The organism is Peribacillus sp. P4_B1 (assembly GCF_056402395.1).
The window spans coordinates 40,967-55,264 of sequence record NZ_JBFUHM010000014.1 but is presented as its reverse complement, the minus strand read 5'-3'; the positions used below and the strand labels follow the sequence as shown (position 1 = coordinate 55,264).

Below are 14,298 nucleotides of genomic sequence, written 5' to 3'. Positions count from 1 at the left end.
GGCAGCCTTTTTCTTATGGCACTAACGGGGCAGTTTACTTCAATAAGGAGTAAGTGTTTTAGAAAAAAAAGGAATTTAAATTGATTATTAACAATATAAATTGTTATAATTAGTACCAGGTATTAATACTAACTTCTAATAAATATATGGGGTGATCGTATGATAGGGGCGAGAATAACAGCTATCGGGACATATGTACCAGAAAAAAAATTAACAAATTTTGAACTTGAGCAAATGGTCGAAACAAATAATGAATGGATTATTCAAAGAACCGGGATTCATGAACGAAGAATAACCCGTCCTGATGAATTTACCAGTGATTTATGCATATCTGCAGTAAAAGATTTAATGCACAGATATAATAAAGAAGTCAAAGATGTAGATATGATTATTGTGGCAACAAGCACACCAGATTTACCATTCCCATCTGTCTCAAGTATCATCCAGGACCAATTAAATATATCCCAAACAGGTGCCATAGATTTAAGTGCAGCGTGTGCAGGATTTGTTTATGCAGTACATACAGCACACAGTTTAATTTCTTCTGGGCTCCACAAAAAGGTACTAGTTATTGGAGCAGACACACTCTCAAAAATTACAGATTATACGGATAGAAATACATGTGTATTATTTGGTGATGGTGCTGGTGCGGTATTAGTTGAAAGAGATGAACAATCAAAAAGTTTCATTGGATTCCACCTAGGAAGTGATGGAAGAGGAGCACAACATGTATATCGACCTGGACTATCAAAAAAGATCAATGGGATTGAGTTAATAGATACTCAATATCTTGTACAAAATGGTAGAGAAGTTTTTCGATGGGTTGTAAGGAATGTTCCTGAGAGTATAAGACAGATATTAGAAAAATCGCAAACGAGTTTAGATCAAGTTGATTGGTTTATCCCTCATAGTGCTAACTTAAGGTTGATAGAGCCAATTTGCGAAAAATTAGAATACCCAATGGAAAAAACGCTTTATAGCTTAGTCAACTTTGGAAATACCTCTGCTGCAACCATTCCTTTAGCTCTTGATCTTGGAATCCGTAAGGGAAAAGTCAAAAATGGAGACCGAGTTCTTATGTATGGATTTGGATCTGGATTGGTTCACGCTGGACAACTTTTAGAATTAAATTTTGACGAACAAATTAATACTCCTACACCGTTGTGATGTATTCTAAGTAATCATTTAGATTAACAGAGAATATTTTATGACGCATAAACTTTATCCTCGAGAAAGATTGTGAAACATTCTACTTAAACTAACGGGTGCGTTAGCTTAGGAACGGAGCTGTATTTAAGGCAGATTTTTCTTTATTCAACCTATTGGGGCAGAATAGTTCAAGTACCATAGTTTATTCGAACTGTGCAACATAATCATTTGGAAATTACTTTGGAATATTTTTTGATTTACTACGAATCCTAGCTTTAGGAGGCGACAAAAATGAAAAAACAAGAAAAATCAAAAAATCTTGGCCAAAAAGCCGATTCAATGAATGCCTTGGATCAAGGGTTAAACTTGTTTCCACAAATAGTTAATAACGCTACTGGTATTGATAAGGGGAACGACGGTAAAATAAATAAAAATGATTAAACTGAACGCCTTTTTTTGGGCGTTTTTCTATCTTTTCTAATGATCTTCTCCATTCTACTCCCTCCTTCACTTGTGAACTCAACAATGAGTCTTATAGAACTATCAGGAGCGTTAGTTGATTAAGGAACACAAAAATGACTAATCCAATTAAATAGTAGAAGGGCATGTTTTGATCAATCCTTTTTCAAAACATGCCCTTCTATTAAACTACACCTAACTCCAAAAACCGAACGAATTTTGCCTTCTAGTATTTAAAAATTATCAAAAAGCTTAGACTTAATGGTGTTACAGGCTACAGTTAATCCTGCAAATCAAACTGAATATAATCAAGGTTGTAGGAACCTGGCCTTGTGACCTTTACTGTAAATACGTGAGTACCTTTTTTTAGGTAGCGGTACTCCAAATTCTGAAGTTTGAATGCACGTTTGTGAGTTGTATTTTTCAGCTCGATCTCCCCGCTTGTTTCGCCAGCCCAATCCAAGTTGATGGTGCCAGCCGGGGTAGATGCTGCAGAAACTCTGCCGGAGATTTTATATGTTCCTGACTTCTTAATATTCACTTTGTATTTCGCCCACTCGCCATCCATGTTATGGCTTACTGCAATAGCTCCATCGATTTCGCAAACATCAATTGAATCTTGATCGGCTGTATTACAGCGGTTGGCGTCCTGATCAAAATATCCGGTACCTTGTCCACCGCCAAGAGGGTCCTCAGCTTGAACCCGAACTGTACGGTTTCCGGTATCGTACTCCCAGTTTCGCATGTTGCCTCCATTACGCCAGTAATCAATAGCTCCAATATTGTCAGTTTGCATCATATTAACTCCAAGCTTTGTTACTGCCTTCCATCCAAGATTTACATCTCTTAGTGAAGCCTCATCTGTGTATTTTGCAGCAAGGCCATACCACATTACATTCACTAAGACCCTGCTATTTTTCTTGATTTGTTTCACCTTCTCTGGCTGAATCTGCGGATCTGCAAGATCATCAAAGACAATTTCATAACCGACCGGCTGACGGCCCGGGAACGTTCCTACAGTGTTGGCACTGTCATCAAGGATAATGTGCATATATAGGATTTCTGGATCTTTTGCCATGAATTCGGCTGCTTCTTCAACATTTGGGCTGCCTTTAAACAGACCGTGATCTACTGTGTCGGTTTTAACGAGAACCTCGTACATTTTATCCCGGATCTCCCAGCCCTTATCCAGGTTTACGATTGCACGGTCCTTTACTGCAAGCATGACCTCTTTAAGCGTTGGAATTTTGTGCTTGGTGAGCGCTGCCGTCTTACCTCCGAGACCTTCCTTAAGGCGAAGACTCTTAATTTGAGCCAGTGTGAGGTCAGAAACCTTTCCCTTGCCATTGGTAGTACGATCAACGGTCGTATCGTGCATTAATACAGGTACACCATCAGCCGTTAGCTGGACATCTATTTCTACAATTTCGGCGCCATCTTCAATAGCCTCATTGATTGCTGCAAGCGAGTTCTCGGGATATTCACGCCATTGGCCCCGGTGAGCCAGGATCATGAGTGGCGCATCTTCACTATGGTCGAGCAAATCTGCGTGAATCTGTTCAAAGGACTTGCCTTCTCGGACAGCAATCGGATTAGAAGCGGTTGCTCCTGCTTGCTGTACCGGTACTAAGACAGACGCTATTAACCCTAATAAAAATAATTTTTTTAGCTTCATTATTGTTAATGCTCCTTTCAATTTTTAATCAATTAAAGATTGTTTTAATATTTTCAACCTCCCGACATAGTTATTGGATGCATCCACTTTTACAGCTTCATTATACTTTCACTATGTAATTAAATATTATAATTAGACAATTTTTTACAAATATTCACATAGGTTTTACAAAGTTGCCATTTGCTATCCCTGTTGGTTTAGTCAAAGGTTTTAGGAAAACCGAGAGATGGTGCAAAAACTATAAAATTTCTAGTGGGCGATGAAACAGATTGAATTACATGTCAGTAGAAGGTGGATTTAAAAGGTAAAATAAACTAAAAAACGTTTTTGTTCTAGAACTTTTTTGTTGTATTGAATTCCAAGGATTGCACTTAAAACTAACAGGTTAAGATCGGAGCTGTCTTTAAGGCAAATTTTTCTTTATTCCTAATAGAGTTTCAAAGGACAGAGATATATAAGTGGAGAAGATTTTATTTATCAAATAAATCGAGGCTAATTTGATGTATGAAAAATTATTAAGGGGACGTATTACTTATATAACAGTTACTGATGTAGAACTTACTTCGGAATGGTATGTAAGTAAATTGGGTGCGGAGTTAAGCTGTAGAGATGAAGACAAAGCAATTCTTAAGGTACAATAGGTATCAATGAAGATATTCCTCAAAATATATGGAAGAATACAATATTAATAAATTACAAGTACAATTAACAAGTAAGACATATTCAAATTGTTATTAATGAGGATCAGTTAAAAACAAAAAAATGAAAAATTCAAAGATACTGGAGGGGAGATAAAAACCGGTATAACAATTCTCATACTGCAGCCAGTGTTTAGCACAGCGTAATATAGCTGCAGGTGGAGCAATAACTGCATTGGGAATGCTTGGATTTGGACCGGGTGTATTTACAGGTGTTGTAAGTGGACCTATGGGGGGACTCGGTTAGAGAATGGATGCACAATGAAGGTAAAGGTGGATCACTTTTTAGTTACTTGGGTATAAGTCTTTACTGTAGTATCAAGATAAGGAGTATTTATGGCATATACACAACAAATTTTTTTAATAATGATGATTATATTAAGCATATTTTATTCTCTAAAGTATGCTAAAAAAGATGCTCCTAAGAGGTCAATGTCTATTATGTTATTGTTCTTATTAGTAACGGTTACTTTAATATCTATTATAACTTTCACTATACTTTTATAGATTGAAAGTAAGTTTAGGATTGTTGAGCCGAAGGAACTTCAAAGTGCCATTTTGCTATGGGGGTCGGATGCTTAGGCATCATATGAACATTTGGATGCAAAACTGGTTAACACAACACCTATTTCCAAACACCACCAAGTTAGTGAAAACCAGAATTCGACCAAAATCGGTCAAGTTCTGGTTTTTTTGTTTGAGAAAGGGGGGATCCGAAATGGGAAAAAATAAAAGGACAAATACTGATGATTTGCAAGCATTTGTCCTCTTGTTTTTAAATTGTTTATTTTTCTCATTTAATGAAGGCTATATGATTCAATGTGTTTATCCGAGGGCTCACTTTTTTGTTCCTCCTGATGTTCCATAATCTTTAATTGTTAATTTTACATTGTAGTTGATCGGAATTTCACTAAATGTTTGGTCCCAATCCTTTTTGGCCTTCATCCATAATTTGGGGTTCTTGATTCTCAAGCGATTTCCGAAGCCAGCGACGTCCACTCGATATTCTTTTTGCATTTTTTCTAATGAATTCCTTACCAAGCGTTTCACTTCTTTTTCCGCTGATTTTTCCGCTTTTTTTAGAAATTCATTTTTAAAGGGATCTCCCGAAACCACCCAATTTTCGGCTAGCCTTCCCTCTGATTCAATGTTTACATCAAAAGATATGTTTTTTCCTTTAACTCGAGGTTTAATCGTGCTTTTCATGGTCTCCACTTCATACACCATAAGCTGACCAGTCTTCTTATCAAAGCTCTTTACAACACCGCCTTTACCCTTTCCTGTAATCCATGTTACGCCTTCTAGTTCTTCCTCATTCAAAAAGCCCTTCATTTTATGTGTTTTTCCATCGATCACGGAAGCTCCCGCAAATTTGACTTCCCCATTAACTGAGTCTACATTTTGCAGCAAAAAACTGGATTCTGAATGAAGCTTGCTCTCTAATTTAAAAAGCGGCATAGGAGGCAAAATCCTCGATGTTCGAAAGGTATTATCTAAAATGCCAACCAGCCGAAACGCTGGAATTTCCCCTGCTGTCTTTGTTTCCAGTGTGCTCTTTGCTCTTCCTTTACTAATGAGCACAACACAGCTTGGTCTAAAATCGTTATCACGAAGGTTTTCATCGAGTAATTGTTCCAAATCATACGATTTTGCAAGACTTTCACTGATAACAATCACTTTCATGTGGTGACTGGTTAATGCCTGTTCCCTTTCTAATGAAAATTCACGAATCATTTGAAGGACGGAATCCCCAGTTTGAGAAATATTAATATAAGATTTTTGTGAGGGGCCTGATTGTTTGGTGCTGGAACTTGCTACTTGTGGAGTGATGATTTGAAAGGTTGAGGTAATCAGGTCCTTTTTTGTATAACCCTCCCCTTTTTTGCTTAACTCTTTCTCAATTTTGGACTTCAAGCCTTTATCAAATGCCAAACCTATCCCTAAACTTTGCTCTTCAATTTCATGACTGCTCCAACATCCTGTAAGGGATACGAACAATAGAACGGAGAGGGAAATGAAGAGGGGCCGTATTTTGCTATGTGGTTGTTTCATATTTTCCTCCCTTTACTTTTTGAATAATAAGCAGGAGAAGCGGGAGTAAACCAAATAAATACAATGCGTAATTGCCGACGAAATCTCCAAGTTTAAAGATGTCATTCATATTTTTTGGAATCATGGAAATGATGTATAAAACCGGAAGCAAGGCAAACATAAAAGGGTGAATGTTCTTTTTTGAAAGTTGAGCTAGTCCTAAAGAAGCTGCATAGTATGTAATGGTGAATGTGGCAAATATTTGCATGATCCATACCACGAGCAATAAAGATTCAAACCGTTCAAAGATCAAACCTGAGACCTCAAAACTGCGTATAAGATCAAGTGTCGGCCATGTTCTTGTGACCACTCCTTCAATAGATAATGCCCCGATAACCATTACGACCGTTACCACGTAAAAAATCAATGGAATGAAAATTCCAACAAGCATGGCTTTTACTGCTTTTTTGGGCTGATTCATAAACGGAACAAGCAGTAACATGACTTCAGGTCCTGTAAAAGCTAGAGCCGTCGTTTTTACTCCTTTTAGTACAGGGATGACTCCTTCCCCTAGTACAGGACGCAGATTATCAATCTCAAATATTTTAATGCTCATGAAGGCAACGACCAAAAAAAGGATAACCGTCAAAGGTAATATAATTTCAAAAAGACGGGCAATCGGGTTAAGGCCGCCGATGACCAGATAGAGACTTACCCACATGAAAATCATCGAAATTGCCCATGTAGGGGTGCCTTCAAGAAGCAAATACTTTATTACTTCCGCCATAGAACGGAGCTGAAACCCGCAAGTAATAAGGAAATAACATATTAAAGCTAAACTGAGTAATTTGCCTAACCATTTTCCCACAATTTCATTGCTGTATTGATAAAAGGTTTTTTCGGGAAACTGTTGGCTTAATTTGACGATGATCACCCCCGCGATTATGGCAATAACCCCGCCTAAAATAACGCTTATCCATGCATCTGGTGTCTGCACCTTCTCCGTGGCTGCTCTGGGCAGGGTGAGTAATCCTGTACCAAGTATAAAGTTTATGACTATGACCGCTACTTGAGGAGTTGTAATTTGGTCTTTCGGACTGAGATTCATTATTTAATCACCCTTCACCGTATGTTATCTTTTACGCATAGGATTTTTCGTATGCATCATCTTTGGCCGGCTTTTCATCATCATAATTGGCATGCGAACCATTAAGTCTTTCCACTCACTTAAGCGATAAGGAACGGCTGGACTCAAATAAGGCACACCAAAGCTTTTTAATTTCACTAAATGGCTGGCCATGAAAAGAAAAAAGAGAATGACTCCGTATAATCCTAATGTGGCAGCACACAACATAGATGGAAAACGGAGTATCCGAAATGTAAACCCTGTACTATATTGAGGAATAGCAAATGATGAAATGGCAGTTAACGAGACTACAATCACCAAAACAGGGCTAACAATTCCTGCCTGTACAGCAGCTTCCCCAATGATTAATCCGCCGACAATCCCCATTGCAGGACCAATTGGCTTAGGTAAGCGCAGGCCTGCTTCCCTCAAAATTTCGATGGATATTTCCATGAATAATGCTTCGATAAGTGCCGGAAAAGGAACGGTTGCTCTCGTTCCTATAATGGATATGGCCAGTTTGGTCGGAATTAACCCTGAATGAAATGAGATGAAAGCTATATACATAGACGGTGTAAACAGGGCTAGAAAGGCTGCGAGATAACGAAGCATACGCATGAATGTGCCAGGAATCCATCTTTCATAATAGTCTTCCGGTGATTGTAACATCATGCTTAAGGTAACTGGAGCAATCAAAGCAAATGGCGTCCCATCCAATAAGATGGCCACCCGGCCTTCCAACAAAGCAGCGATTACGCGATCAGGACGTTCTGTATTCTGTATCTGCGGAAAAGGACTTAGGTAATTATCTTCGATGAGTTGCTCTACATAACCTGATTCTGGCACATTGTCAATATTAATTCTCTTAATTCGATTTTCTACTTCTTGAACTAATTCGGGATCAACAATATCTTTTATGTAAGCGACAACCAAGTCTTTTTTCGAACGCTTTCCTACTTGGAATTTTACTAACGATAAATTTTCGTTTTCACCACTTCCCCTTAAAAAAGATGTATTATCACTCAAAGATTCAGTGAAACCGACCCGTGGACCCCTGACTAATGCCTCTGATACCGGCTCTTCAATCGTCCTTGTTTTAGGTTTTGTTGTTCCGAGGATTAGCGGTTCAGGCAATCCATCAATTAAAAGAGCGGTAGAACCTGTTAATACTTTTGATGCTAACCCTTTAATGGAATCGACCACTTCTACTTCACTGATAGTTAACACTTCATTTTTTATAAATTCTTTTGACATGCTTCCTTTGATGTAAGGAAGGCCCTGTTTGTATTCTGCTGAAAAATCAACCATTAATGATGGCATGATATTTTTATCAATGAGTTCTTTATCTGATAGTCCATCCACAAAAATGATAATTGACCGAATACCGGTACGTCCTATATTAAATTCTCGAAAATGCACATCCCAATTATGGCCAATTTCTTGCTTAACTAGTTCTAGATTTAATACAAAATTATCTGTAAAATGATCAGTTGAATCTTGGGAGGTACATTCTTTTTGTTTGTCATTATTAGTAACTTTTCCTTTTTTACTGATCTTTGATATCCACTCTTTCATTATCATCACTCATCCTTTGAGTTGCGAAGCCGATTTAACAATTTGGAGAATAAATACGGAATAAATAAAACTATAAAAGCTTGTATAAAAACCTGCCATTCTGGCAGGTAGGAAACAATCGTTTTCCACATTATCATCACCCTATACTTGCCTCATATCAGCAGCTGAATTCTTTGAAATTCCTTTATTTCTCAAATAGTATGATGTTCTTACACGTTTCTTATGCAAGAAAGTTAAAAGCAAAAGCCTATTTCTATCCCCCTTTATATTTGGTACTAGCCTTGATGTACTTAACTTTGACATTTGCCCGTGTATCGATGGGAAGGCCCGAGTGTAGAAATGATGTGGATAATTTTGGTCAATTATTGCTTTTCCTCCTACATTGGGCTTATGCTCATAATTGAAATATAATTTTAAAGATTCAGATACCAAATTGAAATTATGTTTGAAATAATATATACTGAAAATTGGGAATTGTTAGTAAGTGGTATCCTTAACCATTAACGACTACGTGATAAAAAAAATTGCAAAATAAAGACGTTCAAGAATAAAATAATCCAATCGCAACCCTTGTACCGGAACGGAAAGGAAAAGTAATTACCGTTTTGTGGGAATGTGAATCCTGCAAATAGAACGGAAGTAAAGAATTCTCCCTCATTAATCGAAACATTCCTTAAACTTATTAAATCCAGTTTATTTCTTTCGACATTAGTCAAAGGGTAAAGTTGTTCGTTTCTTGTTTTCTAAGTACGATTACAAAGGGGGAAAAGGATGAATATATGGACAAGCTGCACACTAAGTTCAATCCTGGCACTCTCATTACTTGCACCTTCCGTGTCATTTGCTAAAGAAAATGCAAATCAGGAAGTTCCTGTGAGTAAGGAAACTGCCAGCCAGTATCCTGTGTTAACGAAAGCAAAAAAACCAGAAGAAGCGGGCTTTTCATCTGAAAAGCTGGAAAAGGTGGATCGGCTGATTGAAATGGAAGTGGCTGCCGGTTTCCCTGGTGCTGCCCTGATTGTCATAAAGGACGGTAAGATCGTTAAAAATGAATGCTATGGGTACAAACAGAAATTTAATGGATATACGCCACTTAAAAAGTTTCAGAAAATGGACAAGGACACTTTATTTGACCTTGCTTCAAACACGAAAATGTATGCAACTAATTTTGCTATTCAGAAATTAGTCAGTGAAGGCAAGTTGAATATCCATGCAAGAGTTCAGCAATACATTCCTGAATTCAAAGACATGGAAGCGGATGTGATCAAAGGAAAGGATACTCTGAGGATTATTGATGTGCTTCATCATACAGCGGGTTTTAGACCAGATCCGCAATACCATAATCCAAAGGTTTCGAAAGACCTTTTTTCACAGGAACGGGATAAGACCATTGAGTTCATATCTAAAACACCGCTGACATATGTACCTGGAACACAGAATGTATACAGTGATGTCGACTATATGCTGCTCGGAGCCATTGTTGAAAAAATCACGGGTCAGCAGCTTGACACCTATGTTGAAAATGAATTGTACAGGCCGCTTAGTTTGAAAAATACAAAGTTCAACCCCCTTCAAAAAGGCTTTAAGCCAAAGGATGTTGCTGCAACTGAATTGCTTGGGAACACGCGGGATGGCGTGATTGATTTTCCTAACGTTCGCACATACACACTTCAAGGTGAAGTTCATGATGAAAAAGCCTTTTATTCGATGGGAGGCATTTCGGGTCATGCAGGTCTGTTCTCGACTACAAGCGATCTCGCTGTCCTCCTGCAAGTGATGCTGAATGGCGGGGGCTACGGTAAACATAAGTTGTTTGATCAAGAAACAATCGATGAATTCGTCGCACCTTCCGAAATGAATCCTACTTACGGTCTTGGGTGGAGGCGAAATGGCGATGCTAGCATGGAGTGGATGTTCAGCCCTTATGCGAGTGACAGTGCTTACGGACATACTGGATGGACTGGGACGGTCACGATCATAGATCCTGAATTAGATTTAGGGATTGTTCTACTTACAAATAAAAAGCATTCCCCGCTCGTTAACCCTGTAGCCAATTCCAATCAGTTTTTCGGTGACCTCTTCAAAACAGGAAGCTATGGAAGTGTTGTAACTGCGATTTATGATGCATTGGAAACGAAGGAATAAGAGGCAATATGTTTCGTAGGGTAGTCAATTTGGCAGTCGGGATATCAGGGTCACCAAGTTGACTATGTATGTGGTACACAGTCTTAAATCTTAAATAATATTTTTGGAGGACATAATGAAAGTCAGGCTACTAACTCCATCTGATGCTGAAAGTTATTGGGCATTAAGAATAGAAGGATTAAAAAACTATCCAGAAGCATTCGCAACAAGCTACGAGGAAGCTATAAATAAGGAGAATCCAATAGAGCAGGTTGCTAATAATTTAAAAACCAAAGGGAATTTTACCTTTGGGGCATTTGATGAATATGAGGAACTCATTGGTGTAGTTACCTTAATTCAGGAACAGCACAAAAAACTGCAACAAGGGCAAATATTTTTGCTATGTATGTAACTTCGAAGAAAAGTGGATTGGGTGTTGGAAAAACATTATTAACAGAAGCTATAAATAAAGCGAAAGAAATAGATGATGTCGAGAAAATAAATTTGACTGTAGTAACAAGTAATCAAAAAGCCAAAAACCTTTACGCAAACTTAGGTTTCAAGGTTTTTGGCTTTGAGGAAAAAGCTTTAAAAGTAAATGGTGTCTATTATGACGAAGAACATATGGTTCTATGTTTAGAAAAATAAAGTGTCATCTTCAACTACGGGTGCGTTAATAACAAGACTTATTTTTTACACCGTTCACTCTGAACTGTGATTTTTAGTTTTTATAAATGTGGCCAAGTGCGACACATTGGCGCCTGTCAACGGTACCGGACCGAGGGAGGATAAGGAGTACTCACTTCATCAAGATCCTCTTGGTGTCCTCAAAAGGCAAGCGGGGAACCACCGTTTGATGCTGTACCACCACCGCCTAAAAGCGCTTATCAAAGCTAGCGTTTTCGATATGATGAGCAGGTAGTTAGGGGTGATGAACATTAGCCCCAAAAAGAAATGTTAAAACAAATAAAAAAATATGTTGACCGAACAGACTGTATCCGCTTACAATAATATTTAGTTATTAGTCTATTTAGAAAATTTTAAAAAGAGGTACCTGCATGACAAAGGAATTCGACAAAAGAATCGGGCGCCATGCAATCATGTACGCGTTTGCGGACGAAGAGGAAGAAGTCATATTGACGAATGATCTAAAGCGGATGGATTGGCTTTATGGAAAAGGTAAAGTCGGTTCAATGGAGCTGCAGAAAATAGTTGCGGCCATTGAGACATCAGCTAAAAGACTTGGATTAGTCAATCCCGATATGTATCGGGAAATGCATGCGCTGTATCATGCGATCATCGAAGCACTCCAAGGCGTGACACGGGGCCAAGTCGAGCTTGGCGGTCTTTTGAGGACTGCGGGCCTTCGGTTTGCAATCGTTCGGGGCAGGCCGTTTAAAAGCGGGGACGAAGGTGAATGGATTGCTGTCGCCGTGTATGGAACGATTGGAGCACCGGTTCGGGGATTTGAACATGAAGCCGTTGGTTTGGGAATTAACCACATTTAAATAATTAAAAGCCTATAGTTATTTAGTGAAATAGGGGGCTGTATTGTAGACTGGATAAGTCTGTCAATATGGCCTCCTTTTGTTTGTTTAAAAAAAGAATAGGGGTGCAGGAAATGATTATGTTAACGGGCCAAACTTTAACGATTGAAGAAGCGAAAAAAGTATTATATGGGGAAGCATTTGTCTCTGCTTCAGCCGAGAGTGTTAAGAAAGTGGAAAAAAGCCGGGAAGCGGTTGAGAATATCGTGAAACAAAAGAAAGTCGTCTACGGTATTACAACAGGATTCGGGAAGTTCAGCGATGTTTTGATTGATGCAGAGGACGCAGAGCAGCTGCAGTGGAATTTGATTCATTCCCATGCATGCGGAGTCGGGGAACCGTTTCCTGAGGTGGTTTCGAGAGCTATGGTCCTTCTCCGTGCCAATGCACTATTGAAAGGATTTTCAGGCGTCCGTCCTGTTGTCATTGAACGTCTGATCGATCTTTTGAATGCTCATATCCATCCGGTCATCCCTCAGCAAGGTTCTCTTGGAGCAAGTGGGGACTTGGCGCCTCTTTCCCATTTGGCGCTAGTATTGATGGGAGAAGGGGAAGTGTTTTATAAAGGAGAGCGAATGGAGGCCATCGTAGCTTTATCGAAAGAAGGCATTCTTCCGGTGACACTTAAAGCAAAAGAAGGTCTTGCATTAATTAACGGAACACAGGCCATGACGGGGATGGGGCTCGTCAATTACATTGAAGCCGAACAGCTGGCCCATCAAACTGAAGCGATTGCTTCACTGACTTTAGAAGGATTACGCGGTATTGAAGATGCCTTTGATCGGGATGTTCATTTAGCACGCGGTTACCGCCAGCAAACAGAGGTCGCGGAAAGGATTAGCCGCATGATCAACGGCAGCCAGCTCATCACCAAGCAAGGAGAACTGCGGGTACAGGATGCTTATTCGCTTCGCTGCATTCCGCAAGTGCATGGTGCTTCATGGCAAACTCTTGATTATGTAAAAGAAAAATTGGAGATCGAAATGAATGCTGCGACGGATAATCCGCTTATTTTTGACGATGGGGAAAAGGTTATTTCAGGGGGGAACTTCCATGGCCAGCCGATAGCATTTGCGATGGACTTCATGAAAATCGCTGTTGCCGAGCTTGCGAATATTTCAGAGCGCCGCATTGAGCGACTCGTCAATCCTCAACTGAATGACTTACCGCCATTCTTAAGTCCGTCACCTGGCTTGCAGTCTGGAGCGATGATCATGCAATATTGTGCAGCTTCACTCGTCTCTGAAAATAAAACACTTGCACATCCTGCAAGCGTGGATTCCATTCCATCTTCAGCGAACCAGGAAGATCATGTAAGCATGGGAACGATTGGATCCCGACACGCACATCAAATCATTCAAAACGTTCGCCGCGTTTTGGCGATTGAGCTCATTTGTGCCCTGCAAGCAGTGGAATACCGTGGAATAGAAAAGATGGCTCCGTTTACAAAAGAGTTTTATACGGAAGCAAGAAAGCTCATTCCAAGCATTACGCAAGACCGTATCTTTTCAAAAGATATTGAAGCAACGGCAAGCTGGTTACATCAAATCGATTGGAATTCATTTATTAATAGGAGTCTACCTACAACATAATATGATGATGCTAAATCACCGAATCTTTAAAAATTCGGTGATTCTTTTAAAAAACGTTAGGCATATAAGCCCTTTGACTTGAGTTTTTAAGCCTAACATAGTTGCGGAAATGCTACTTAGATCCCTAAAATTCCAAAAAAGGTCTTAGCATAAGAAAAAATGACTTTGAAAAAGTGAAAATTACAAAAAGTAACTATTGATGAATGATCCACTTTACTTATTCGTGCTAGATTAAATATGCATTTTTGGAGGGGAACCCAATTTGGAAAATAGGCAATTGCAGCCGTTTGATAAAGATGAGCAAAACCAGCCGTCAAATACT

General features: G+C 39.1%; 12 protein-coding genes and 1 pseudogene. 9 read left to right on the top strand and 4 right to left on the bottom strand.

Going from position 1 to position 14,298, the window contains the following annotated elements:
* Window positions 1-159 precede the first annotated feature (159 nt).
* Window positions 160-1,167, top strand: a complete 1,008-nt coding sequence (locus AC1DVK_RS10380; protein WP_477626424.1) for a beta-ketoacyl-ACP synthase 3 — start codon at window positions 160-162, stop codon at window positions 1,165-1,167.
* Between the two features lie 273 nt (window positions 1,168-1,440).
* Window positions 1,441-1,590 (top strand): hypothetical protein, encoded by a 150-nt coding sequence (locus tag AC1DVK_RS10375; RefSeq protein WP_167555960.1) that lies wholly within the window; start codon window positions 1,441-1,443, stop codon window positions 1,588-1,590.
* A gap of 298 nt (window positions 1,591-1,888) precedes the next feature.
* Here AC1DVK_RS10375 and AC1DVK_RS10370 read toward each other — a convergent pair whose 3' ends face one another.
* Window positions 1,889-3,283, bottom strand: coding sequence for a glycerophosphodiester phosphodiesterase family protein (locus AC1DVK_RS10370; RefSeq protein ID WP_477626423.1), 1,395 nt, complete (start codon window positions 3,281-3,283; stop codon window positions 1,889-1,891).
* Between the two features lie 500 nt (window positions 3,284-3,783).
* Here AC1DVK_RS10370 and AC1DVK_RS10365 point away from each other — a divergent pair.
* A pseudogene (locus tag AC1DVK_RS10365) lies at window positions 3,784-3,912 on the top strand (VOC family protein); the annotation flags it as partial.
* Window positions 3,913-4,818: 906 nt separating this feature from the next.
* Here AC1DVK_RS10365 and AC1DVK_RS10360 read toward each other — a convergent pair.
* The 3 genes from AC1DVK_RS10360 to AC1DVK_RS10350 are packed head-to-tail and all read right to left on the bottom strand — an operon-like array spanning window position 4,819 to window position 8,713.
* Complete coding sequence (locus AC1DVK_RS10360; RefSeq protein ID WP_477626422.1) at window positions 4,819-6,033, bottom strand: Ger(x)C family spore germination protein; 1,215 nt, start codon at window positions 6,031-6,033, stop codon at window positions 4,819-4,821.
* Window positions 6,017-7,120, bottom strand: a complete 1,104-nt coding sequence (locus AC1DVK_RS10355; protein ID WP_410863075.1) for a spore germination protein — start codon at window positions 7,118-7,120, stop codon at window positions 6,017-6,019. Before AC1DVK_RS10355 ends, AC1DVK_RS10360 begins: the two co-directional genes overlap by 17 nt.
* A 24-nt stretch (window positions 7,121-7,144) precedes the next feature.
* Complete coding sequence (locus AC1DVK_RS10350) at window positions 7,145-8,713, bottom strand: spore germination protein (RefSeq protein WP_477626421.1); 1,569 nt, start codon at window positions 8,711-8,713, stop codon at window positions 7,145-7,147.
* A gap of 771 nt (window positions 8,714-9,484) precedes the next feature.
* On the opposite strand from AC1DVK_RS10350, the gene pbp4b reads away from it, so the two are divergent.
* The 6 genes from pbp4b (at window position 9,485) to hutH (ending at window position 13,976) form a co-directional block, all read left to right on the top strand.
* Window positions 9,485-10,858: a penicillin binding protein PBP4B gene (pbp4b, locus tag AC1DVK_RS10345; protein ID WP_477626420.1), complete on the top strand. Its 1,374-nt coding sequence runs from the start codon at window positions 9,485-9,487 to the stop codon at window positions 10,856-10,858.
* Window positions 10,859-10,973: 115 nt separating this feature from the next.
* Window positions 10,974-11,249, top strand: coding sequence for a hypothetical protein (locus AC1DVK_RS10340; protein ID WP_477626419.1), 276 nt, complete (start codon window positions 10,974-10,976; stop codon window positions 11,247-11,249).
* A gap of 17 nt (window positions 11,250-11,266) precedes the next feature.
* Complete coding sequence (locus AC1DVK_RS10335) at window positions 11,267-11,485, top strand: GNAT family N-acetyltransferase (RefSeq protein ID WP_477626418.1); 219 nt, start codon at window positions 11,267-11,269, stop codon at window positions 11,483-11,485.
* An 88-nt stretch (window positions 11,486-11,573) separates the two neighbouring features.
* Window positions 11,574-11,759 (top strand): hypothetical protein, encoded by a 186-nt coding sequence (locus AC1DVK_RS10330; RefSeq protein WP_477626417.1) that lies wholly within the window; start codon window positions 11,574-11,576, stop codon window positions 11,757-11,759.
* Between the two features lie 136 nt (window positions 11,760-11,895).
* A complete protein-coding gene (gene hutP, locus AC1DVK_RS10325; protein ID WP_061461237.1) occupies window positions 11,896-12,345 on the top strand; it encodes a hut operon transcriptional regulator HutP in 450 nt (149 codons plus the stop codon).
* A gap of 113 nt (window positions 12,346-12,458) precedes the next feature.
* Window positions 12,459-13,976, top strand: a complete 1,518-nt coding sequence (gene hutH, locus AC1DVK_RS10320; protein ID WP_061461238.1) for a histidine ammonia-lyase — start codon at window positions 12,459-12,461, stop codon at window positions 13,974-13,976.
* Window positions 13,977-14,298 lie beyond the last annotated feature (322 nt).

What these genes read in the sequence shown, in the direction of transcription:
- hutH (WP_061461238.1), top strand. Translation starts at nt 12,459, where the DNA reads ATGATTATGTTAACGGGCCAAACTTTAACGATTGAAGAAGCGAAAAAA.
- AC1DVK_RS10360 (WP_477626422.1), bottom strand. Translation starts at nt 6,033, where the DNA reads ATGAAACAACCACATAGCAAAATACGGCCCCTCTTCATTTCCCTCTCC.
- AC1DVK_RS10350 (WP_477626421.1), bottom strand. Translation starts at nt 8,713, where the DNA reads ATGAAAGAGTGGATATCAAAGATCAGTAAAAAAGGAAAAGTTACTAAT.
- AC1DVK_RS10380 (WP_477626424.1), top strand. Translation starts at nt 160, where the DNA reads ATGATAGGGGCGAGAATAACAGCTATCGGGACATATGTACCAGAAAAA.
- hutP (WP_061461237.1), top strand. Translation starts at nt 11,896, where the DNA reads ATGACAAAGGAATTCGACAAAAGAATCGGGCGCCATGCAATCATGTAC.
- AC1DVK_RS10355 (WP_410863075.1), bottom strand. Translation starts at nt 7,120, where the DNA reads ATGAATCTCAGTCCGAAAGACCAAATTACAACTCCTCAAGTAGCGGTC.
- AC1DVK_RS10370 (WP_477626423.1), bottom strand. Translation starts at nt 3,283, where the DNA reads ATGAAGCTAAAAAAATTATTTTTATTAGGGTTAATAGCGTCTGTCTTA.
- AC1DVK_RS10375 (WP_167555960.1), top strand. Translation starts at nt 1,441, where the DNA reads ATGAAAAAACAAGAAAAATCAAAAAATCTTGGCCAAAAAGCCGATTCA.
- pbp4b (WP_477626420.1), top strand. Translation starts at nt 9,485, where the DNA reads ATGAATATATGGACAAGCTGCACACTAAGTTCAATCCTGGCACTCTCA.
- AC1DVK_RS10340 (WP_477626419.1), top strand. Translation starts at nt 10,974, where the DNA reads ATGAAAGTCAGGCTACTAACTCCATCTGATGCTGAAAGTTATTGGGCA.